The sequence below is a fragment of the Chryseoglobus sp. 28M-23 genome (assembly GCF_014789785.1).
GTDB classification, from domain to species: domain Bacteria; phylum Actinomycetota; class Actinomycetes; order Actinomycetales; family Microbacteriaceae; genus Microcella; species Microcella indica.
In genome coordinates this window covers 713,817-734,173 of the sequence record NZ_CP061846.1, presented here as the reverse complement: position 1 = coordinate 734,173, position 20,357 = coordinate 713,817, and the positions used below count along the sequence as shown (strand labels likewise).

The following is a 20,357-nucleotide window of genomic DNA, read 5'->3' as shown; positions in this document are numbered from 1 at the left end:
CAGGGTAGTGGAGCACTCACGGCGCCCAGGACCGCGGGCACGAGCGGGCCCGCCCCGGCCGCGCCGACCGGCTAGCGTGAGGCCATGGTCGGCACGTCGCACATGCGCAGCGTCGAGGAGCACCTCGACGACATCCTCGCGGGCGTTCGCGAGCGTCCCGTGGAGTCCGTTCCGCTCGACGCGGCGCTCGGGCGCGTGCTCGCGCGGCAGGTGACGGCGCAGACGGCGATCCCCCCGTTCGACAACTCGGCGATGGACGGCTACGCCGTGCGCGCGGAGGACGTGCGCGGTGCATCCGAGACCGCATTCGTGCGCCTGCCCGTCACGGCCGATCTTCCCGCGGGCGCCGCGGCGGATGCTCGGCTCGAGCCCGGCACGGCCGCACGCATCATGACGGGGGCCCCGGTGCCGCTCGGTGCTGATGCGATCGTGCCCGTCGAGCACACCGACGGCGGCACGGCGAGCGTGCGCGTGCACCGGGAGGCGGTGCTCGGGGCGCACGTACGACGCGCGGGCACCGACCTGGAGGCCGGCGCGACGGTGCTCTCCCCCGGCGTGACGCTCACCTCGCGCGCGATCGCGGCGGCGGCGAGCGCGGGACGCGCGACGGTCGACGTGCACGCCCGCCCACGAGTCGCCGTCATCTCGACGGGCAGCGAGCTCGTGCCGCCCGGCGAGCCGACGCGGCGCGGTCAGATTCCCGACTCGAACTCCTTCCTGCTGGCCGCCGCCGTCGAGGAGGCGGGAGGGGCGGCCCTGCGACTCGGCTCGGTGGCCGACGACGTCGACGCTCTGCGCGCGCTGCTGGAGCGGGCCGCGCGCGAGGCCGACGCGATCGTGCTCTCGGGGGGCGTGAGCGTCGGCGCCTACGACGTCGTGAAAGAGCTGCTCGCGCCGCTGGGCGTGCGCTTCGGCAGCGTGCGCATGCAGCCGGGCAAGCCGCAGGGCTTCGGGCACTGGCTCGACGGCACTCCGCTCTTCGCGCTGCCCGGCAACCCGGTGAGCGCGGCGGTCTCGTTCGAGGTCTTCGTGCGGCCGGCGCTGCGGCGCCTGCAGGGACTCGCCGAGGTGCAGCGCCCGCGGGTCGACGGCACCGCCGAGGTCGGCTGGCGCACGCCGCAGGGCCGCCGGCAGTACATCCCGGTGACCATCGTGCGGGATGCCGCGGGCGCGGTGCGCGTGCGCCCCGCGACCGCGGGCGGCTCGGGTTCGCACCTCGTGGCGAGTCTCGCACTCGCCGACGGCCTCGCGGTCGTCGACGCGGAGGTCGAGGAGGTCTCCCCCGGAGACGTCGTCGAGGTGCTCGACTGGCGGGATCAGCCGCCTACCGCGTGAGCGACGGCTCCGTGTCGGGCCGAGACGCGGGCTCGGGCGCGCGATCGGTGTCTGGCGCATCGGTGTCTGGCGCATCAGCGCGATGCGGCTCGAGCCGCACGACGACCGCCTTCGAGACAGGCGTGTTGCTGCCCTCGGCGACGCTCTCGAGCGGGACGAGAACGTTGGCCTCCGGGAAGTAGGCTGCGGCGCACCCTCTCGCCGTCGGGTAGGCGACCACGCGCCAATCGCTGAGGAAGCCGTGGTCGGCGCCGCGCCACTCGCTCACGATGTCGACTCGCTGGCCGTCCTCGAGGCCGAGCTCGGCGAGGTCGTCGGGGTTCACGAACACGACCCTGCGACCCTTCTTGATGCCCCGGTAGCGGTCGTTGAGCCCGTAGATGGTCGTGTTGAACTGGTCGTGCGAGCGCAGGGTCTGCAGCAGCAGGCGACCGGCGGGCCGCTCGACGGCCTCGAGCGCGTTGACGGTGAGCATGGCGCGCCCCGTCGCGGTCGCGAAGCTGCGGGAGTCGCGCGGGCCGTTGGGCAGCACGAAGCCCTCGGGTCGCCGCGCGCGCGCCGAGTAGTCGTCGAAGCCCGGCACCACGCGGCTGATGCGGTCGCGGATGAGGTCGTAATCGCCCTCGAAGTCGCGCCACGGGATGCTCACGCGGTCGCCGAGCACGGCCTCGGCCATGCGGCACACGATCGCGACCTCCGAGAGCAGGCGCTCGTCGACGGGTTGCACCGCGCCGTAGGAGGCGTGCACGGCGCACACCGTGTCCTCGACCGTCACGAACTGCTCGCCGGAGGCCTGACGGTCGATCTCGGTGCGGCCGAGCGTGGGAAGGATGATCGCCTCGCGCCCCGTGACGACGTGGGAGCGGTTGAGCTTGGTCGAGATCTGCACGGTGAGGTCGGTGCCGCGCATGGCCGCCTCCGCGGCGGCGGTGTCGGAGATCGCGCCGACGAAGTTGCCGCCGAGCGAGACCCACGCGCGAATCTCGCCGCGCCGCATCGCCTGCACGCCGTGCACCGAGTCGACGCCCTCTTCGCGCGGCGGGGCGAAGCCGAACTCCCTCTCGAGCGCGTCGAGGAACCACGCCGGCATCTTCTCCCACACGCCCATCGTGCGGTCGCCCTGCACGTTGCTGTGGCCGCGCACGGGGCACGCTCCCGCGCCGGGCTTGCCCATGTTGCCGCGCAGCAGGAGCAGGTTGACGATCTCGCGGATCGTCGCGACGGCTCTCCTATGCTGCGTGATGCCCATCGCCCAGGTGATGATGACGCGGTCGGCGCGCAGATAGCGCTGCCCGAGCTCGTCGATCTCCTGCGAGGTCAGGCCTGTCGCGGCGAGCACCTCGGCCTCGTCGACCGCGCTCAGGTGGGCGATGGTCTCCTCGACACCGCTCGCGTGCTCGGCGAGGAAGGCGTGGTCGAGCACCGTGCCCGGTGCTGCCGCCTCGGCCTCGAGCACGCGGCGGGAGAGCGCCTGCAGGAGCGCCATGTCGCCGCCCGAGCGGATCTGCAGGTACTGGTCGGCGATGCTCGACCCTCGGCCCACGACGCCGCGCACGGTCTGCGGGTTCTTGTAGCGCTTGAGGCCTGCCTCGACGAGCGGGTTGACGGCGACGACGCTCGCACCGTTGCTCTTCGCCTCCTCGAGGGCGGTGAGCATGCGGGGGTGGTTGGTGCCGGGGTTCTGGCCCATCACGATGATGAGGTCGGCCTGCGCGAAGTCGTCGTAGGCGACCGTGGCCTTGCCGATGCCGAGCGTCTCCGTGAGCGCTGCGCCCGTCGACTCGTGGCACATGTTGGAGCAGTCGGGCAGATTGTTGGTGCCGTAGGCGCGCACGAACAGCTGGTAGAGGAAGGCTGCCTCATTGGATGCACGCCCGCTCGTGTAGAAGGCCGCTTGGTCGGGCGACTCGAGCGAGGCGAGCCGCTCGCCGATGATCGAGAACGCCTCGTCCCAGCTCACCGGGTGGTAGTGGTCGCTGTCGGCGGGCTTGTGCACGGGCTCGACGAGGCGCCCTTGCTGACCGAGCCAGTACTCGTCACGCTCGAGGAGGTCGGTGAGCGAGTTCTCGGCCCAGAAGCTCGACGGCACCGTGAGGGGCGTCGCCTCCCACGTGACCGCCTTCGCGCCGTTCTCGCAGAACTCGGCGGCCTTGCGGTGCGCGGGGTCGGGCCACGCGCAGCTCATGCAGTCGAGGCCCTGCTGCTGGTTGAGCTTCGTGAGGAGCGTGAGCGAGCGCCCCAGCCCCATCTCGGCGAGCGCCGGCCCCATCGCGTGCAGCACGCCGGGGACACCCGCGGCCCACTCCTTCGGCGCGGTCACGACGAGGTCGGGCTCGGGGCTCGCGGGTACGGGGCTGGCTGGGAGGCCTCTGCGGTCGGTCACGGGACGAGTTCCTCCTGAGGGAGCGTGAGCTGAGCATCCGTGATGCGCTCGATGCCCGTGTAGACGACCATCGACTCGCCGCGCAGGAAGCCCACGAGGGTCATGCCGTGCTCCTCGGCGAGCTCGACCGCGAGCGACGACGGCGCCGAGACGGCCGCGAGCATCGGAATGCCCGCCATCGACGCCTTCTGCGTGAGCTCGAAGCTCGCGCGGCCCGAGACCATGAGCACGGTGCCGGTGAGCGGCAGCCGGTCGTTCATGAGTGCCCAGCCGACCACCTTGTCGACGGCGTTGTGCCGCCCGACGTCCTCGCGCAGCACGAGCAGCTCGCCTGTCGCACCGTCGACGAGCGCGGCCGCGTGCAGCCCACCCGTCTTCTCGAACACCGCCTGCTGCTCGCGCAGGCGATCGGGCAGCGTCGTCAGCAGCTGCGCGCTCACGACGAGCGGATCGTCCGCGACGGGGTGCCGCGAGCTCGTGCGCACCGCCTCGATGCTGTCCTTGCCGCACAGCCCGCACGAGCTCGTCGTGAAGAACGTGCGCGCGAGGCTCGGGTCGGGTGCCGGAACCCCGGGAGCGAGCGCGACGTCGAGCACGTTGTACGTGTTGCTCACCTGCCCGGTCGCGCGATCCTCCGCAGTCGCGTCGACACAGTACCGTGCTGCCGAGAACTGCTCGCCGCGCGCGACAACGCCCTCCGAGACGAGGAAGCCGGCAGCGAGCTCGACGTCGCTGCCCGGGGTGCGCATCGTGATGGCGAGGGGCAGGCCGCCGACGCGGATCTCGAGCGGCTCCTCGACGGCGAGCACGTCGGCGCGCTCGCTCGGCGCGTGACCGAGCGTGATCCGCGTGACGCGGCGGCGTTGCGTGATGCGTCCCACCCTCCGATCGTCGCACATGCCGCCCCACTAGCGTGGAGCCGTGATCGTCGACGCTCTCGTGCTCAGCGGCGGCCGGGGTGCGCGACTCGGCGGCGTGGCCAAGGCCGGGTTGCTGGTCGACGGCGCGACGCTCCTCGAGCGCACGGTCGGCGCCCTCGGCGCGGCGCGCTCCCTCGTCATCGTCGGCGACGCTCCCCCGCGGCTGCTCGACGCCCGCGTGAGCGCAGCGCGCGAGCACCCCGCGTACGGCGGCCCGGTCGCGGCGCTCGGTGCCGGCCTCGCGGCCCTGGATGCTCGGCGCGAGCCCGCCGCCGATGCCGTCCTCCTGCTCGCCGTCGACATGCCGCACGTCGCCCCGCTCGTGCCCGAGCTGCTGGCCGTCCTCGCCGCGCTGCCCGCGGCCGAGGCCGTGCTCGCGCTCGACGAGTCGCAGCGCCTGCAGCCGCTCGCGGGCGTCTACCGCACGGTTCCCCTGCGTCGCGTGCTCGCCGAGCTCGAGGCGGGCAGTGGTGACGCGGAGGGCGCACGGCGCGCGGTCGAGCATCGCGCACCGCACCCGCTCGCCTCCCTGCCCCTGCGGGCGATCACCGCGAGGATGGTCGTCGAGACGGTCGCGGCGCCCCCGGGGTCGACGGCCGACGTCGACACGCTCGACGATGCGGCGGCGCTCGGCGTCACCGTGCCCCGCGTGACCGAAGGAGACCGCTCGCCATGACCGACGATCGAGACGCCCTGCTCGCCGACTGGGTGGACGAACTGTGCGCCGCCCTCGGGCTCGAGCAGCCCCCCGCCGACATCGACACCGTGCTCGCGCTCGCCGGACGCGTCGCGCACGGCGTCGTGCGTCCCGCCGCGCCGCTCGCGACCTTCCTCGCCGGGTACGCCGCCGGCCGACGGGCCGGGAGCGAGGATGCTGCGCTCACGCCCGGAACCGGCGCCGGCATCGATCCGGAGCTCGCGACCATCGACCGGTTGCTCGCCGAGCGCGGCGCCGCATCGAACGAGGAGGGTGCCTCGTGACCGTCGAGCTCGCGCTCGACCTTGCGCGCATCATCACGGCCGTCGTGTTCGTGGGCATCGGCATCACCCACTTCGTGCCGAGCGTCGTGCGCACGATGGCCGCGATGGTGCCCGCCGTCTTCCACGGCCGCCCGTTCAGCCCGCGCGGCTGGGTCTGGGTCACGGGCGTCGCGGAGATCGCGGGAGGGATAGGCCTGCTCGTGCCGGTGACGCGGCCCGCGGCGGGCATCCTGCTCGCGGTGTTCCTCGTGTGCGTGTTCCCGGCCAACGCCTACGCGGCGCGCCATCGCGACCGCTTCGGCGTCGTCGCGGTGCCGCTCGTGCCGAGACTGCTCCTGCAGCTCGCGCTCATCGCCCTCGTGCTCTGGGTCGGCCTCGCCTGACTCGCCTAGCCGAGGACGGCATGCGCTACAGAACCACGAGAGTGCCGGTCGCGACGGCGATGAGGCTCAGCCTTGTCGCCGCGATCGCCGCGAGGCTGGCGATGAGCACGAGAGTCAAGCGCGCGAGACTCAGGCGCACCCCGATGACGACCGCGGCCGCGTAGTACACGACGGGCATGGCGACGCCGAGGACGAGCGCCGGCCACGGCACGCTCTCGGCGAGCCCCAGGTCGGTGAGCAGCTCGGGGAGGGCGATGAGGTTGCCGACGGCGTCCCACGTGAACCAGGCGACGACGAGGCCCAGGAGCAGGATGACGCCGAGACGCGCGGCACGGGAGCCGCGGTCGACGGGGGCGGTGCCTGCCGGATCGGTGCGGGGAGGGGTGAGGTCGCGCGCGTCGGTCACGTGAGCACCCCCAGCACGAAGGGCCAGGGCATCAGGACGAGGGAGCCGAGCGCGAGCCACCCAGCGCGTCGACCGACTCGACCGGCCGTGAGCATGACCGCTGCGACGAACCAGAGGGCGCTCGCGATGATCGCGAGGAACTCGGCGAACTGGTACAGCACTTCGAGCACGAGCGTCGGCCCGCTCAGCGGGAGGCCGCTCACGCCGACGATCCACGCGATCGAGTAGGCGAGGTACAGCACGGCACCGACCGCGGTGATGAGCGTCATGGCGAGCGCGCCGCGCGACGGCTCCGGCGATGCCGGCACGCCCCCCTCGCGCTCGCCGACGCCGTCAGAGCCCGCCTCGGCTCCGCCGTGCGACGCCGTGCACTGCGCCTCGACCCAGCTCGGGTCGTCGACGTCGTCCCACCGCAGGGCGGCGTCGTCGTCGGGCGGTGTACGAGGCATGGTCGAGAGCCTAGCGAGGGCCCCTGCGCGGATTCTGCCCGGTGCGCCGGTCAGCTCGGGCCGGCAGGCGGGGTGCTCGCCGTGAACCGCCGCACGAAGTCGGTCGCAGGGTGCGCCGTGAGCTCCGCGAGGGTGCCGCGCTGCACGACGCGCCCGCCCTCGACGACGAGCACCTGCTCGGCGAGCGCCGCGACATCGTCGCGGTCGTGGGCGACGACGACGGTGACGCCGCCGAAGGCGCCCACGTGCGCGGAGAGGTCGGCACGCACCGCGTCGCGCACCTCGACGTCGAGGGCGGCGAGCGGCTCGTCCAGCAGCAGCAGGCGCGGGGCGACCGCGAGAGCGCGTGCGAGCGCGGCCCGCTGCGCCTCTCCCCCCGAGAGACCGCCAGGCCGACGGTGCGCGAGATGCGCGATGCCGAGCCGGTCGAGCCACGAGCGCGCCAGCGACCGTGCGGCGACCCGGGTCTGCCCCCGTTCGCGCGGCCCGAAGGCGACGTTGTCGAGCACGCTCAGGTGCGGAAAGAGCAGCGCGTCCTGGAAGACGACGCCGACCCCGCGGCGCTCGGGCGCGGTGTCGAGCTCGACGCCGTCGATCGACACGGCTCCCCCCTCGAGCTCGATCGCCCCGGCGAGGGCGAGCAGCAGAGTCGACTTGCCCGCGCCGTTCGGCCCGATCACACCGAGCACGCCCCCGGTCGGCACGGCGAACTCCACGTCGAGGGCGAACTCCTCGCGCCGCACGCGCAGCGCGGCCGAGAGCCCGGTCATCGCGCCACCTGCGGCACCCACCGGTCGCGGAACGCGAGCAGCACGACCACCGAGACGGCGATGAGCACGAGGGAGAGCGCGATGGCCGCATCCCGGTCTCCGAGGGCGAGCTCGCCGTAGATCGCCATCGGGAGGGTCTGCGTGATGCCCGGGATGCTCGTGGCGAACGTCACCGTCGCCCCGTACTCGCCCAGCGCCCGGGCGAAGCACAGCGCGGCTCCCGCCGCGATGCCGGGCGCGATGAGCGGCAACGTCACCCGCATGAGACGGCGACTCGGCGTCGACCCGAGGGTCGCGGCGACGAGGTCGAAACGTCGGTCGGCACCGCGGACGGCACCCTCGATCGCGAAGACGAGAAACGGCATGGCGACGAAGGTCTGCGCGAGCACGACGGCGGCGGCGCTCGTCGGCGGCGCGAAGCCGAACCAGTCGGCGAGCGGCTGGGAGACGAGCCCGCCCTCGCCGAGCAGGGCGACGAGCGCGACACCGCCGACGACGGGCGGCAGCACGACGGGCACGGTCACGAAGGATCGCACGATGCGCACGCTCAGCGACGAGCGTCCGCTCGGCGCACCGGCGAGGAGCAGGGCGAGCGGCAGCCCGAGCAGGAGGCTGAGCCCCGTCGCCGCCGCGGCGGTGCCGAGGGAGATGCCGAGGGCGTTCAGCGCGCTCTCGCGCGATACGATCTCGAGAATGCGCGGCCACGGTGCGCGCAGGACGATCGCGAGGAGCGGGCCGACGAGCAGGAGGAGACCCGCGACGGCGAGAACCACGAGGGGGCGCGGAGTGCGCGTGACCGGCGCGAGACTGCTGCGGCTCATCTCCTCCTCCTCTCGGTCATGCCTGCGACAATCTCACCATGCCCGACGCCTCCCGCCACGCGCGCCAGCTCGCTCTGCCCGGCTTCGGCACCGCCGCGCAGGACGCGCTCGCCCGTGCGCGCGTGCTCGTCATCGGCGCGGGAGGGCTCGGCAGCGTGCTGCTGCCGCAGCTCGTCGGCGCGGGGCTCGCGACCGGCCCCGGGGGGCGTCTCGGCATCGTCGACGACGACGTCGTCGAGCTCAGCAACCTGCACCGCCAGCACCTGCACGGCACCGCCGACGTGGGGCGCCCGAAGGTCGACTCCGCCGCGGAGCGCCTGCGCGCTCTCGACCCCGCCGTGACGGTCATGACCCACCGGCAGCGGTTCACGAGCGAGAACGCGCTCGAGCTTCTCGCCGACTACGACCTCCTCGTGGACGGCAGCGACGGCTTCGCCACGCGCTACCTCGCCGCCGATGCCGCCACCCTGCGCGGCATCCCTCTCGTGTGGGGAGCCGTGCTGCAGTACGGCGGGCAGACCGGCGTGTGCCCGGTGGGCGGCCCCGGCTACCGCGACCTCTTCCCCGCTCCTCCCGCGCCCGATGCCGTGCTCGACTGCGCGACGGGCGGCGTGCTGCCCTCCGTGTGCGGAGTCATCGGCGCGATCATGGCGGGCCAGGTCGTCACCCTGCTCACGGGTGTCGGCGATGCGCTCATCGGCCGCGTCACGACCTACGACGCGCGCACTGGCCGCTTTCGCGAGCTGCCCTTCGGCCACGACCCGCAGGCCGCCCCCGTGACCGAGCTCATCGACTACGAACAGTTCTGCGGCACAGCGCCCGCGCCCGCCGCCACGGGCGACTCTGGCCGATCGCTCGAGGTGAGCGCCCGCGAGCTCGCCCAACTTCTCGAGACCGTCTTCGCCGATGGAACCGAACGGGATGCCCGGCCGCTGCTGCTCGACGTGCGCGAGCCGTGGGAGCACGAGCTCACCGCCCTGCCCGGCTCGGCCCTCGTGCCCCTCGGGCAGCTGCCCGCCGCGATCGGTGCCCTCCCCCGCGATCGGGAGACGATCGTCTACTGCCACCACGGCATCCGGTCGCAGGATGCCCTGCGCCAGCTGCTCGCGGCCGGCATCCCTGCTCGCCACCTCGCGGGCGGCATCGACGCCTGGTCGCGCGACGTCGACCCGGCCGTCGCGCGGTACTAGGGAGCGGCTCAGCCGTCGACCTGCACGGTCACGGCGTGGTACCCCTCGGCGCCGTCCGGGGCGACGGGCACGTACTGCGCACGCTGGGTGAAGCCCGAGGCGTCGGTCGCCCGAGCCTCGATGACGTGGGTGCCGCTCGTGGCCTCCCACATCCACACCCACTGCCGCCAGGTGTCGACGGAGATCGCCTCGGCGAGACGCGCCTCGTTCCACGCACCGCCGTCGACGCGCACCTCGACGCGCTCGATACCGGTCTGCTGGGCCCACGCGATGCCCGCGACGGGCACGGTGCCGGCCGAGACGCGGGCGCGCTCGCGCGGCACATCGATGCGGCTGTGCGTCTTGACCGGCCCCAGCGCTGACCACCCGCGCGGCGTCCAGTAGCCCTGCTCGCGGTCGAAGCGCGTCACCCGCAGCTCGACGACCCACTTCGTCGCGGAGACGTAGCCGTAGAGCCCCGGCACGACCATCCGCACGGGGAACCCGTGCTCGAGCGGCAGCGGCTCGCCGTTCATGCCGATCGCGAGCAGGGCATCCCGTTCATCCTGCAGCACCTGCAGGGGCGTGCCCGCCGTCCAGCCGTCCTGGCTGACCGAGAGCACCATGTCGGCCTCCGGTAGCGGGCGGGCCCGTGCGAGAACCTCCCTGATCGGATGCCCAAGCCACAGCGCATTGCCCGTCAGGTCGCCCCCCACGTCGTTGGAGACGCACATGAGCGTGACGTAGCTCTCCTGCAGCGGAAGGGACGACAGCGCGTCCCAGTCGAGCTCGATCTCCTGCTCGACCAGCCCCGTCACGCGCAGCCGCCACTGGCCGGCGTCGATGCGCGGCACCTGCAGGGCGGTGTCGATGCGGTAGAAGTCGCGGTTGGCGGTCACGAGCGGGGTGATGCCGGCCACGTCGAGGCTCGCCCCCGCGGGGATGGGCGCAGCCGCCGTGGCCGGCGCGGGCAGGGTCAGGGCCTCCCGCACGGCGGTGACGGCCGACGTTGCCGAGTTGGCCACGCGCGCCGCAATGCCCGCGATCGCCGCGCCGGCGGCGGTGCCCACGAGGCCGCCGAAGAAGGTGCGCCGGGCGAGCGCCGTCGCGGGCTCGGGCGTCCGGGCGGGGGCGGCGCTGTCGAGGCCAGTGCTGTCGGGGGCAGCGCGCGCCTGGTCGCGCGCTCGCGCCACGAGCCACGCGGCGAGCCGCGCCGAGAGTCGGCGCAGCGCGACCACGCCGACGAGGGTTCCCACGAGTGTGGGCACTGCCCAGAGCGGCGAAGCCTCGGCACGCGTCACGACCGCGACGACCGCGACGGCCCCCACGACGCCGAGCAGTGCGGCACCGGTGGGCGGGCGGCGGCGCTCGAGCATCCCGCTCGCAATCGCGAGGATCGCGACGAGGAGGATGACCATGGTGAGCAGGAAGGCCTTGTTGTCGGTGCCGAACACGGCGATCGTCGCGTCCTTGAGCCACGGCGGCGTCAGGTCGATCACGAGCGAGCCGACGGCAAGAACGGGGCTGCTTGCCGGCGCAAGGAGGAGCGCGACGACCTCGGCCGACGCGAGGGTCGCCGCGGCGGCGACGAGGCCGACTGCGGCGCTCCAGACGAGGGGGCCTCGAGCGCGCGGCAACGACGCGGGAGCGACCGTGCGCGCCGCCGTACCCGTGCTCGCCATGCTCGCCGCCTCTCTGCAGGGTCGCCGTCGTGGTGGGGTCGCCGTCACGCTGCGCGGCCCTGTGCACAGGTTAGGCCGCGAGCCTCCACGTCGCCCCTGGCAGACCTTTCCGAATCCTTACAGGGGCGCGGGCCGGTCATCGGCGCGGCTCGCCTACGTGGGACGATGGAATCGTGACGGATTCCACCGAGGGCCGCGGGCTGAGCCACCTCGACAGCGACGGGCGCGCGCGCATGGTCGACGTGGGTGGCAAGGACGTGACCGCTCGCCGGGCGGTCGCGGCGGCGCGGTACGTGACCCGGCCGGACGTCATCGCCCTCCTGCGCGACGACGGCCTGCCGAAGGCCGACGTGCTCACGACCGCCCGGCTCGCCGGCATCGGGGCGGCGAAGCGCACGAGCGAGCTCATCCCGCTGTGCCACCCGCTGCCGCTCGACGCGGTGAGCATCGACCTCGACCTGACCGACGACGCCGTGCTCATCACCGCTACGGCCTCGACGAGCAGCCGGACGGGCGTCGAGATGGAGGCGCTCACGGCCGCGACGGTCGCGGGGCTCACCCTGCACGACATGATCAAAGCCGTCGACCCCGAGGGCGCCCTCACCGACGTGCGCCTGCTCGAGAAGACCGGCGGCAAGCGCGGTGACTGGCGGCGCCAGGGCGGTGCTGGTGAGGCCAGGGCCGAGTCCGCAGCGCGTGAGCCGCACGCGCAGGGCAGTACCGGGCGTGGCGGCCCCCCTCGCGGCACTGTGCGCCCGGGGACGGCCATCGTGCTCGTCGCCTCCACCCGTGCGGCGGCAGGCACGCGCGCCGACGATACCGGCCCCACGATCGCGCACTGGCTCGCCGACCGCGGGCTCACCATCGACGAGCCCGTCGTCGTCCCCGACGCTGAGATCGGCCCGGCACTCGCGAGCGCGCTCGCAGACTCCCCGGCGCTCATCATCATCACGGGCGGCACGGGAGTGAGTCCGAGCGACCTCACTCCGGAGGCCGTGCGGGCCGTCCTCGACACCGAGCTGCCCGGCATCGCCGAGGCCGTGCGCGAGCGCGGGCGGGCGGCGACCCCGACCGCCGTGCTCAGCCGCGCGGTCGCCGGAATCGCCCGGGGCACCGTCGTCGTCGCCCTCCCGGGCTCCCCCGGGGCGGTGCGCGACGGCCTCGCCGTGCTCGAGGGCAGCCTCGAGCACCTGCTCGCCCAAATCGCGGGTGGTGGCGGGCATGAGTGAAGCCGTGCGGGCGACCGTCAGTGAGGGCACTCTCGACGCAGCTGACCTCGAGTCGTGGGTCGCCACGAGGGCCGACGGTGCCGTCGTGACGTTCCGCGGTGTCGTGCGGGATCACGACCACGGCGTCACCGTGCGGGGGCTCGACTACCGCGCGCACCCTGACGCCGAGAGCATGCTGCGCGCCGCCTGCGCGCGCCTGCACGAGCGCACCGGCCTGCGGGTCGCGGCGGCTCACCGCACCGGTTCCCTCGCCGTCGGCGACGTCGCCCTCGTCGCCGTCGTCGCCTCCCCCCACCGCGCCGAGGCGTTCGCCGCCATCGAGGCGCTCGTGGCGGAGATCAAGGCGAGCGTGCCGATCTGGAAGCGCCAGCACCTCGCCGACGGCTCGACGGAGTGGGTCGGGCTCTAGCTCACGCTCTGTCAGCCCCCCGCGAAGGGCGGCAGCACGTCGACGCGCGCCCCGATCGGCGTCGCGTCATCACGCTGCACGACGCCATCGACGAGGAACGAGCCGTTCTCGAGCACGCGCGCCATCGGCTCGCCGTACCGGACGATGAGGTGCGCGCGCACGGCGCCGACCGTCGTGAGGGTCGCGGACCGCTCGGCGTCGAGCACCTCCTCCTCGCACCCGGCGGCCTCGGCCGCCGCCGCGAAGTAGCGCACGAGCAGCTCAGCCACCGATGGCCCCCATCGTCCGCTCGGGGCGGCGGAACCCGGCCAGGGACATCCCGTGACCGGCTTGCTTGCCCCACATCGCCGCGCGCCACCGCTCGGCGAGCTCGTCGTCGTTCGCACCGCCGCGCAGCAGGCCGCGCAGGTCGGTCTCGTCGTCGCCGAACAGGCACGAGCGCACCGTGCCCTCGGCCGTCAGGCGCGTGCGATCGCACGCCTCGCAGAACGACCGCGTGACGGAGGCGATGATGCCGATCGTGGCGGGGCCGCCGTCGACGAGCCAGGTCTCGGCGGGAGCGTGCGGGTCGTCGCGGTGCGGGTGGCTGAGCGCGAAGCGGGGCGCGAGGGACGCGACGAGCTCCGCCGCGTCGACCATGTTCTCGCGCACCCAGGTCTCGTCGGCGTCGAGCGGCATCTGCTCGATGAAGCGCAGCTCCACCCCGTGCTCGAGCGCCCAGGCCACGAGATCGCCCGCGCCGTCGAGCGTGTCGCGCATGAGCACGGCGTTGATCTTGAGCGGCGTCACGCCCGCCCGGCGAGCCGCCTCGATGCCCCGTAGCACGGCCGGCAGACGGTCGCGGCGCGTGAGGCGCGCGAAGTGGTCGCGGTCGATCGTGTCGAGCGAGATGTTGAGGCGGGTGAGCCCGGCCGCGAGGAGCGCATCGATGCGTCTCTCGAGGCCGATGCCGTTAGTCGTGAGAGACAGGGATGCTCCTGCCGCCACCCGCGCGCTGCGCTCGACGATCTCCACGAGGTCGGGGCGCAGCAGCGGCTCGCCCCCCGTGAAGCGGATGTCGCGCACGCCGAGGTCGTGCACCGCTAGAGCTACGAGCCGCGCGATTTCCTCAGCGCTCAGCAGCTCGTCCCGCGGCACGACCGGCAGCCCCTCGGCCGGCATGCAGTAGGTGCACCGCAGCGAGCACGCACTCGTGAGCGAGATGCGCAGGTCGCGCGCGACGCGACCGAACCGGTCGACGAGGGCCGGCGTGTCGGGGCGCCCCGAGGTGTCGAGCGCGGCGTCGGGTTCCGCGCGGCGCACGCCGGGCATCCCGAGAGCAATCATCGACATGACGTCACCCTAACCGCCGCGACCGAGTACCCCGTTGTCGCTCTCGACCGACCATGCCCGCCCCGTACGATCGAGGAGGAGGTTCCCTCATGCCGTTTCTCACCGCCGCGGGCGAGCCGCTCGACGCGCTGCCGCTCGTGTACCGGCGCGGTCGCGACTTCCAGGTCGCGGAGGACTTCCTCTACCTCAACCCGCGCGACGGCACCAGCACGCTCGTGCGCGCGCACGAGCTCGACCTGCCGCCGCGCGACGGCAACAGCACCGACTTCGCCTCGGTGCCGCCGTTCCTGTGGGGGCTCATCGCCAACTACGGCACGCAGACGCTGCCCGCGATCATGCACGACGCGCTCGTCGGGCAGCTGCTGCGGGAGCCCGAGGAGCAGCGGCTGGGGCTACGGCGCGATGCGGACGAGCTGTTCCGCGTCGCCCTCATCGACAACGGCGTGCATCGCTTGCGAGCGCGGGTGATGTGGGCGGCGGTCGGCCTCGAGAGCTGGGGACGGCACGGTGGAGCGCTCGGGCGCCTGCTCATCGGGCAGGTCGCCGCGGGCGTGCTCGCGATCGTCGCCGCGGTCGCACTGGGCGCATCGGTGTCACCGTGGTGGTTCGGGCTCGCGCTCGCTCCGCTGACCCTCGCCGTGCTCTGGGGGTCCAGGTTCGGTCTCGTCAGTTCGGCGACCTACCTGGCGGCGCTCTACGCCCCGCTCATCCTCGGTGCGTTCCTCGCCTCGCACGTCGAGAACGCGATCGCGATGATCGTGTGGCTCGCGACCGGGTGCAAGGGTCCCCGGCCGCGCGCCGAGCCGACGGTCGCCTGGAAAGAGGAGTACGCGCCCGAGTCGGCGGCCCCGAGGGCGCGCTGACCCGGGCGCGCCCGGTCATGCTGTGGTGCTGCTAGCGCGCAGCGCTGCCGTCCGTGTAGTCCGAGTCCTGCTGCTTCCACGCGAAGAGCGAGCGCAGCTTCTTGCCGGTCGCCTCGATGGGGTGCGCGGCACCCTGGTCGCGAAGCTTCTGGAACTCGACCGCACCGTTGTCCTGGTCGTCGATGAAGCGCTGCGCGAAGGCACCGGACTGGATGTCGGCGAGAACAGCCTTCATGTTCTCCTTGACGTTCGGGTCGATGACGCGCGGGCCGGAGACGTAGTCGCCGTACTCGGCGGTATCGCTGATGCTCCAGCGCTGCTTGGCGATGCCGCCCTCCCACATGAGGTCGACGATGAGCTTGAGCTCGTGCAGCACCTCGAAGTAGGCGATCTCGGGCTGGTAGCCGGCCTCGGTGAGGACTTCGAACCCGTACTGGACGAGCTGCGAGGTGCCGCCGCAGAGCACGGCCTGCTCGCCGAAGAGGTCGGTCTCGGTCTCCTCGGTGAAGGTCGTCTTGATGCCGCCGGCGCGCAGGCCGCCGATGCCCTTGGAGTACGACCACGCGAGGTCCCACGCCGAACCGGTCGCATCCTTCTCGACGGCGACGATGACCGGCACGCCACGGCCTGCCTCGTACTCGCGACGGACGGTGTGGCCGGGGCCCTTGGGTGCGACGAGCACGACGTCGACGCCCTCGGGCGCCTTGATGTAGCCGAAGCGGATGTTGAACCCGTGGCTGAAGAGCAGCGTCTTGCCCTCGGTCAGGTTGTCCTTGACGTCGGCCGCGTAGAGACCGCGCTGGTGCTGGTCGGGGGCGAGGATGACGATGACGTCGCCCCACGCCGCAGCTTCGGCGGGCGTGTGCACGGTGAAGCCGGCCTCTTCCGCCTTGGCGCGGCTCTTGGAGCCCTCCTTGAGGCCGATGCGCACCTCGACGCCCGAGTCGCGCAGGTTGAGCGCGTGGGCGTGGCCCTGCGAGCCGTAGCCGATGACGGCGACCTTCTTGCCCTGGATGAGGCTCAGATCGGCATCCTTGTCGTAGATGACGTCAGTCATGCGTGTGATTCTCCTTGTACTCGGGGTGGATGGGCGGGGCCGACCGGTGGGCCGGCGCTAGTTCTTGAGGACGCGCTCGCTGATGCTCTTCGAGCCTCGACCGATCGCGAGGAGACCCGACTGCGCGATCTCCTTGATGCCGTAGGGCTCGAGAACGCGCAGGAAGGCTTCCACCTTGGGGGTGTCGCCCGTGACTTCGATCACGAGGGAGTCGGGGGCGACGTCGACGACGCGGGCGCGGAAGAGGTTGACGGCCTCGAGCACCTGCGAGCGCGTCGCGTTGTCGACGCGCACCTTGACGAGCATGTGCTCGCGCTCGACCGCCTGCGAGGAGTCGAGCTCGACGATCTTGAGCACGTTGATGAGCTTGTTGAGCTGCTTCGTGATCTGCTCGAGCGGCAGGCCGGAGACCTGCACGACGACGGTGATGCGCGAGAGGCCCTCGACCTCGGTGGTGCCGACGGCGAGTGACGAGATGTTGAACCCGCGGCGCGCGAAGAGCCCGGCGACGCGCGTGAGGAGGCCTGGCTTGTCTTCGACGAGCAGGGAGAGCACGTGGTAGGTCATCGGTCTACTCCTCGTACCAGTCGGGGGCGTGGTCGCGGGCGTACTGCACCTGCGAGTTGCCGACGCCCTGCGGAACCATGGGCCACACCATCGCGTCGCGGCTCACGATGAAGTCGATGACGACGGGGCGGTCGTTGGTCTCCATTGCGAGGCGGATGGCCGGCTCGACCTCCTCGGGCGTCGTGACGCGGATGCCGAGTGCGCCGTAGGCGTCGGCCATCTTCACGAAGTCGGGGATCATGACCGTGTCGTGCCCCGTGTTGAGGTCGGTGAACGAGTGCCGGCCCTCGTAGAAGAGGGTCTGCCACTGACGCACCATGCCGAGCGAGGAGTTGTTGATGATGGCGACCTTGATGGGGATGTTGTTGATCGTGCAGGTCGCGAGCTCCTGATTGGTCATCTGGAAGCAGCCGTCGCCGTCGATGGCCCAGACGAGCCGGTCGGGCTGCGCCACCTTCGCGCCCATGGCGGCGGGCACCGCGTAGCCCATCGTTCCCGCGCCGCCCGAGTTGAGCCACGCGCCGGGGCGCTCGTACTTGACGAACTGGGCCGACCACATCTGGTGCTGACCCACGCCCGCGGCGTAGACGGCCTCGGGGCCGGAGAGCTCCCCGATCTTCTCGATGACCCACTGTGGCGACAGCTGGCCGTCCTCCGGCAGGGTGTAGCCGAGCGGGTACTGCGACTTGAGGGTCTTCAGTCGAGTCCACCAGTCGGCGGTGTCGCTCGGGTGCGCGGCGACCGCCTCGTCGTAGGCGGGCAGGAGGTCGAGCAGCACTTCGCGCACGTCGCCGACGATCGGCACATCGGCGTGGCGGATCTTGCCGATCTCCGCAGGGTCGATGTCGACGTGGATGACCTTGGCGCCGGGAGCGAACTCGCTCACCTTGCCGGTCACGCGGTCGTCGAATCGTGCTCCGAGGGCGATGAGCAGATCGCTCTCCTGGAGTCCCAGCACCGCCGGCACGGTGCCGTGCATGCCGGGCATGCCGAGTTGCTGGGGGTGGCTGTCGGGGAAGGCACCGCGCGCCATGAGGGTCGTGACGACGGGCGCCCCGGTCTTCTCGGCGAACTCGAGCAGCTCGCGGTGCGCACCGGCGCGCACGACGCCGCCGCCGACGTAGAGCACAGGTTTGCGGGCCTCGGCGATGAGCTGCGCGGCGGCCTGGATCTGCTTGCCGTGCGCCTTGGTGACGGGGCGGTACCCGGGCAGGTCGATCTTGGGGGGCCAGATGAACGGCGCGCTCTTCTGCTGGGCATCCTTCGTGACGTCCACGAGCACGGGGCCGGGGCGCCCCGTCGTGGCGATGTGGACCGCCGCGGCGATCACCCCGGGCACGTCCTCGGGCTTGGTCACGAGGAAGGAGTGCTTCGTGATGGGCATCGTGATGCCCGTGATGTCGACCTCCTGGAAGGCGTCCGTGCCCATCGAGGTGGAGAACACCTGGCCGGTGATGGCGAGCATGGGCACGGAGTCCATGTGAGCATCCGCGATCGCCGTCACGAGGTTCGTCGCGCCGGGCCCGGAGGTCGCGATGCAGACGCCGAGCCGGCCGCTTGAGGAGGCGTAGCCCTCGGCCGCGTGACCGGCGCCCTGCTCGTGGCGGACGAGGATGTGCCGGATGGCGGTGGACGCCATGAGCTCGTCGTAGAACGGCATGATGGCACCGCCGGGCAGGCCGAAGACGTCGGTGACGCCGAGACGCTCGAGCGAGGCGAGAATCGCACCAGACCCGGTGAGGATGGGAGGCTCAGCGGCGGCCTTCGCGGACGCCGCCGACGCGGTCTTGCCCGTAGCGGCACGCGCGGGCGGGTTCGGCACGGGAGTCGATTCCGTGGTCATGAAGTTGCACGTCCTTGCAGAGTGTCGGCGATCGTGGGCGGGCGCACCGCGCGCATCACCCGGTGACCGCTCCCTGTGCGGCGGACCGCACGAGCTTGGAGTACTTGGCGAGAACGCCACGGGTGTAACGCGGGGGCAGGGGCGCCCAGTGGGTGCGGCGCGCATCCAGCTCGGCCTCGTCGACCAGTAGGTCGAGTGAGCGAGCAGCGATATCGACCCGTATGAGATCACCATCGCGCACGAAGGCGATGGGACCAGCGTCCACCGCTTCGGGAGCTATGTGGCCGATGCACAGCCCGGTTGTGCCGCCTGAGAATCGACCGTCGGTCAAGAGTAATACATCCTTGCCGAGTCCCGCGCCCTTGATGGCGGCCGTGATGGCGAGCATCTCGCGCATGCCGGGGCCGCCCTTGGGGCCTTCGTAGCGGATGACGACGACATCGCCCGCGGTGATCTCACCGTTGGTGAGGGCGTCCATGGCGGCGCGCTCGCGCTCGAAGACGCGCGCGGGCCCCTCGAAGACGGCGGCGTCGAAGCCCGCGGTCTTGACGACGGCCCCCTCGGGAGCGAGGGAGCCCTTGAGGATCGTGAGGCCGCCGGTCGCGTGGATCGGGTTGTCGAGAGTGCGCAGCACTTCGCCGTCGAGCGGGTCGGGGTCGAGCTCGGCGAGGTTCTCGGCCATCGTCTTGCCGGTGACGGTGAGCGCGTCACCGTGCAGGAGCCCCGCGTCGAGCAGCGCCTTGAGCAGCACCGGCAGTCCGCCCTGCCGGTCGACGTCGTTCATGACGTAGTTGCCGAAGGGCTTGAGGTCGCCGATGTGGGGCACCCTGCTGCCGATGCGGTTGAAGTCGTCGAGGGTGAGCTCGACCTCGGCCTCGTGCGCGATCGCGAGCAGGTGCAGCACGACGTTGGTGGAGCCACCGAGGGCCATCGCGACCGTGATCGCGTTCTCGAAGGCCTCCTTGGTGAGGATCTGCCGCGCCGTGATGCCCTTCTTGAGCAGGTTCACGACGGCCTCGCCGCTGCGGTGGGCGTACATGTCGCGACGGCGATCGTAGGATGCTGGGCTCGCCGACCCCGGAAGGCTCAGGCCGAGCGCCTCAGCGACGGAGGCCATCGTGTTCGCGGTGTACATGCCGCCGCAGGCACCTTCACCGGGGGCGAAGGCGCACTCGATGCGATGAGCGTCCTCTGCCGACATCTTGCCGGCCTTCACGGCGCCGACGGCCTCGAAGGAGTCGATGATCGTGATGGGCTTTTCGGTGCCGTCGCTGAGCTTGACCCAGCCTGGCGCGATCGAGCCGGCGTAGAGGAAGACGCTCGCGAGGTCGAGGCGTGCCGCGGCCATGAGCATGCCGGGGATCGACTTGTCGCAGCCGGCGAGCAGCACCGAGCCGTCGAGGCGCTCCGCCTGCATGACCGTCTCGACGCTGTCGGCGATGACCTCGCGGCTGACGAGGGAGAAGTGCATCCCCTCGTGGCCCATCGAGATGCCGTCGCTCACGCTCACGGTGCCGAACTGGAGGGGGTAGCCGCCTCCAGCGTGCACGCCCTCCTTGGCACCCTGCGCGAGACGACCGAGCGAGAGGTTGCACGGCGTGATCTCGTTCCACGAGCTCGCGATGCCGATCTGCGCCTTGTCCCAGTCGTCATCGCCCATCCCGACGGCGCGCAGCATGCCGCGCGATGTCGTCGCTTCGATGCCGTCGGTGACGACGCGGGAACGGGGCTTGTGATCGACCTCGGTCATGCCCTCGA

Annotated in this window: 21 protein-coding genes; 8 read left to right on the top strand and 13 right to left on the bottom strand. The window is 72.3% G+C overall.

Features of this window, described 5'->3' with window-relative positions:
• Nucleotides 1-84 precede the first annotated feature (84 nt).
• Entirely contained in the window at nt 85-1,335 is a 1,251-nt protein-coding gene (locus IE160_RS03620) for a molybdopterin molybdotransferase MoeA (RefSeq protein ID WP_224744553.1), read from the top strand.
• On the opposite strand, the gene IE160_RS03615 is transcribed toward IE160_RS03620, so the two are convergent.
• The gene (locus IE160_RS03615) at nt 1,325-3,718 is read right to left on the bottom strand and encodes an FdhF/YdeP family oxidoreductase (protein ID WP_224744552.1); all 2,394 of its coding nucleotides are present in this window, start codon (nt 3,716-3,718) and stop codon (nt 1,325-1,327) included. The two genes, IE160_RS03620 and IE160_RS03615, sit on opposite strands and share 11 nt — an antisense overlap.
• On the bottom strand, nt 3,715-4,599 hold the full coding sequence (gene fdhD, locus IE160_RS03610; protein ID WP_191151684.1) for a formate dehydrogenase accessory sulfurtransferase FdhD: 885 nt from the start codon (nt 4,597-4,599) through the stop codon (nt 3,715-3,717). The genes IE160_RS03615 and fdhD overlap by 4 nt, the downstream gene beginning before the upstream one ends.
• A 40-nt stretch (nt 4,600-4,639) precedes the next feature.
• On the opposite strand from fdhD, the gene mobA reads away from it, so the two are divergent.
• Genes mobA through IE160_RS03595 form a run of 3 tightly spaced genes read left to right on the top strand, consistent with a single transcriptional unit; the run spans nt 4,640 to nt 6,002 of the window.
• Nucleotides 4,640-5,314 carry a molybdenum cofactor guanylyltransferase gene (gene mobA / locus IE160_RS03605; protein ID WP_191151683.1) on the top strand — a complete coding sequence of 225 codons (675 nt, stop codon included), beginning with the start codon at nt 4,640-4,642 and terminating at the stop codon, nt 5,312-5,314.
• Nucleotides 5,311-5,619 (top strand): DUF6457 domain-containing protein, encoded by a 309-nt coding sequence (locus IE160_RS12485; RefSeq protein ID WP_224744551.1) that lies wholly within the window; start codon nt 5,311-5,313, stop codon nt 5,617-5,619. The genes mobA and IE160_RS12485 overlap by 4 nt, the downstream gene beginning before the upstream one ends.
• Nucleotides 5,616-6,002 (top strand): DoxX family protein, encoded by a 387-nt coding sequence (locus IE160_RS03595; protein WP_224744550.1) that lies wholly within the window; start codon nt 5,616-5,618, stop codon nt 6,000-6,002. Before IE160_RS12485 ends, IE160_RS03595 begins: the two co-directional genes overlap by 4 nt.
• A gap of 25 nt (nt 6,003-6,027) precedes the next feature.
• Here IE160_RS03595 and IE160_RS03590 read toward each other — a convergent pair whose 3' ends face one another.
• The 4 genes from IE160_RS03590 to IE160_RS03575 are packed head-to-tail and all read right to left on the bottom strand — an operon-like array spanning nt 6,028 to nt 8,448.
• A complete protein-coding gene (locus IE160_RS03590) occupies nt 6,028-6,408 on the bottom strand; it encodes a hypothetical protein (protein WP_179873374.1) in 381 nt (126 codons plus the stop codon).
• Complete coding sequence (locus IE160_RS03585) at nt 6,405-6,857, bottom strand: hypothetical protein (protein WP_191151682.1); 453 nt, start codon at nt 6,855-6,857, stop codon at nt 6,405-6,407. The genes IE160_RS03590 and IE160_RS03585 overlap by 4 nt, the downstream gene beginning before the upstream one ends.
• A 50-nt stretch (nt 6,858-6,907) precedes the next feature.
• Nucleotides 6,908-7,627 carry an ATP-binding cassette domain-containing protein gene (locus tag IE160_RS03580; protein WP_179873372.1) on the bottom strand — a complete coding sequence of 240 codons (720 nt, stop codon included), beginning with the start codon at nt 7,625-7,627 and terminating at the stop codon, nt 6,908-6,910.
• Nucleotides 7,624-8,448, bottom strand: a complete 825-nt coding sequence (locus tag IE160_RS03575; protein WP_179873371.1) for a molybdate ABC transporter permease subunit — start codon at nt 8,446-8,448, stop codon at nt 7,624-7,626. The genes IE160_RS03580 and IE160_RS03575 overlap by 4 nt, the downstream gene beginning before the upstream one ends.
• A gap of 38 nt (nt 8,449-8,486) precedes the next feature.
• Between IE160_RS03575 and IE160_RS03570 the strand changes: the two genes are divergently transcribed.
• Nucleotides 8,487-9,638, top strand: a complete 1,152-nt coding sequence (locus IE160_RS03570; RefSeq protein ID WP_191151681.1) for a ThiF family adenylyltransferase — start codon at nt 8,487-8,489, stop codon at nt 9,636-9,638.
• Nucleotides 9,639-9,646: 8 nt separating this feature from the next.
• Here IE160_RS03570 and IE160_RS03565 read toward each other — a convergent pair whose 3' ends face one another.
• Nucleotides 9,647-11,299: a molybdopterin-dependent oxidoreductase gene (locus IE160_RS03565; protein WP_179873369.1), complete on the bottom strand. Its 1,653-nt coding sequence runs from the start codon at nt 11,297-11,299 to the stop codon at nt 9,647-9,649.
• A 173-nt stretch (nt 11,300-11,472) separates the two neighbouring features.
• Between IE160_RS03565 and moaCB the strand changes: the two genes are divergently transcribed.
• Nucleotides 11,473-12,528 carry a bifunctional molybdenum cofactor biosynthesis protein MoaC/MoaB gene (gene moaCB / locus IE160_RS03560; RefSeq protein ID WP_224744549.1) on the top strand — a complete coding sequence of 352 codons (1,056 nt, stop codon included), beginning with the start codon at nt 11,473-11,475 and terminating at the stop codon, nt 12,526-12,528.
• On the top strand, nt 12,521-12,937 hold the full coding sequence (locus IE160_RS03555) for a molybdenum cofactor biosynthesis protein MoaE (RefSeq protein WP_179873368.1): 417 nt from the start codon (nt 12,521-12,523) through the stop codon (nt 12,935-12,937). The genes moaCB and IE160_RS03555 overlap by 8 nt, the downstream gene beginning before the upstream one ends.
• Nucleotides 12,938-12,948: 11 nt before the next feature.
• On the opposite strand, the gene IE160_RS03550 is transcribed toward IE160_RS03555, so the two are convergent.
• Both IE160_RS03550 and moaA read right to left on the bottom strand, forming a co-directional pair.
• Complete coding sequence (locus IE160_RS03550; RefSeq protein ID WP_179873367.1) at nt 12,949-13,206, bottom strand: MoaD/ThiS family protein; 258 nt, start codon at nt 13,204-13,206, stop codon at nt 12,949-12,951.
• Nucleotides 13,199-14,269, bottom strand: a complete 1,071-nt coding sequence (gene moaA / locus IE160_RS03545) for a GTP 3',8-cyclase MoaA (protein ID WP_191151680.1) — start codon at nt 14,267-14,269, stop codon at nt 13,199-13,201. Before moaA ends, IE160_RS03550 begins: the two co-directional genes overlap by 8 nt.
• A gap of 89 nt (nt 14,270-14,358) precedes the next feature.
• Here moaA and IE160_RS03540 point away from each other — a divergent pair, with 89 nt between their 5' ends.
• The gene (locus IE160_RS03540; protein WP_179873365.1) at nt 14,359-15,132 is read left to right on the top strand and encodes a DUF1353 domain-containing protein; all 774 of its coding nucleotides are present in this window, start codon (nt 14,359-14,361) and stop codon (nt 15,130-15,132) included.
• A 31-nt stretch (nt 15,133-15,163) separates the two neighbouring features.
• Here IE160_RS03540 and ilvC read toward each other — a convergent pair whose 3' ends face one another.
• The 4 genes from ilvC to ilvD are packed head-to-tail and all read right to left on the bottom strand — an operon-like array spanning nt 15,164 to nt 20,349.
• Nucleotides 15,164-16,189, bottom strand: coding sequence for a ketol-acid reductoisomerase (ilvC, locus tag IE160_RS03535; RefSeq protein WP_191151679.1), 1,026 nt, complete (start codon nt 16,187-16,189; stop codon nt 15,164-15,166).
• A gap of 57 nt (nt 16,190-16,246) precedes the next feature.
• Nucleotides 16,247-16,756: an acetolactate synthase small subunit gene (gene ilvN / locus IE160_RS03530; RefSeq protein WP_179873363.1), complete on the bottom strand. Its 510-nt coding sequence runs from the start codon at nt 16,754-16,756 to the stop codon at nt 16,247-16,249.
• 4 nt (nt 16,757-16,760) lie between these two features.
• Nucleotides 16,761-18,599, bottom strand: coding sequence for an acetolactate synthase large subunit (locus tag IE160_RS03525; protein ID WP_179873362.1), 1,839 nt, complete (start codon nt 18,597-18,599; stop codon nt 16,761-16,763).
• Between the two features lie 55 nt (nt 18,600-18,654).
• On the bottom strand, nt 18,655-20,349 hold the full coding sequence (ilvD, locus tag IE160_RS03520) for a dihydroxy-acid dehydratase (RefSeq protein WP_191151678.1): 1,695 nt from the start codon (nt 20,347-20,349) through the stop codon (nt 18,655-18,657).
• Nucleotides 20,350-20,357 lie beyond the last annotated feature (8 nt).

What these genes read in the sequence shown, in the direction of transcription:
- ilvC (WP_191151679.1), bottom strand. Translation starts at nt 16,189, where the DNA reads ATGACTGACGTCATCTACGACAAGGATGCCGATCTGAGCCTCATCCAG.
- ilvN (WP_179873363.1), bottom strand. Translation starts at nt 16,756, where the DNA reads ATGACCTACCACGTGCTCTCCCTGCTCGTCGAAGACAAGCCAGGCCTC.
- IE160_RS03570 (WP_191151681.1), top strand. Translation starts at nt 8,487, where the DNA reads ATGCCCGACGCCTCCCGCCACGCGCGCCAGCTCGCTCTGCCCGGCTTC.
- IE160_RS03580 (WP_179873372.1), bottom strand. Translation starts at nt 7,627, where the DNA reads ATGACCGGGCTCTCGGCCGCGCTGCGCGTGCGGCGCGAGGAGTTCGCC.
- IE160_RS03525 (WP_179873362.1), bottom strand. Translation starts at nt 18,599, where the DNA reads ATGACCACGGAATCGACTCCCGTGCCGAACCCGCCCGCGCGTGCCGCT.
- IE160_RS03565 (WP_179873369.1), bottom strand. Translation starts at nt 11,299, where the DNA reads ATGGCGAGCACGGGTACGGCGGCGCGCACGGTCGCTCCCGCGTCGTTG.
- moaA (WP_191151680.1), bottom strand. Translation starts at nt 14,269, where the DNA reads ATGTCGATGATTGCTCTCGGGATGCCCGGCGTGCGCCGCGCGGAACCC.
- IE160_RS03585 (WP_191151682.1), bottom strand. Translation starts at nt 6,857, where the DNA reads ATGCCTCGTACACCGCCCGACGACGACGCCGCCCTGCGGTGGGACGAC.
- IE160_RS03540 (WP_179873365.1), top strand. Translation starts at nt 14,359, where the DNA reads ATGCCGTTTCTCACCGCCGCGGGCGAGCCGCTCGACGCGCTGCCGCTC.
- ilvD (WP_191151678.1), bottom strand. Translation starts at nt 20,349, where the DNA reads ATGACCGAGGTCGATCACAAGCCCCGTTCCCGCGTCGTCACCGACGGC.
- IE160_RS03555 (WP_179873368.1), top strand. Translation starts at nt 12,521, where the DNA reads ATGAGTGAAGCCGTGCGGGCGACCGTCAGTGAGGGCACTCTCGACGCA.
- IE160_RS12485 (WP_224744551.1), top strand. Translation starts at nt 5,311, where the DNA reads ATGACCGACGATCGAGACGCCCTGCTCGCCGACTGGGTGGACGAACTG.
- IE160_RS03575 (WP_179873371.1), bottom strand. Translation starts at nt 8,448, where the DNA reads ATGAGCCGCAGCAGTCTCGCGCCGGTCACGCGCACTCCGCGCCCCCTC.
- IE160_RS03620 (WP_224744553.1), top strand. Translation starts at nt 85, where the DNA reads ATGGTCGGCACGTCGCACATGCGCAGCGTCGAGGAGCACCTCGACGAC.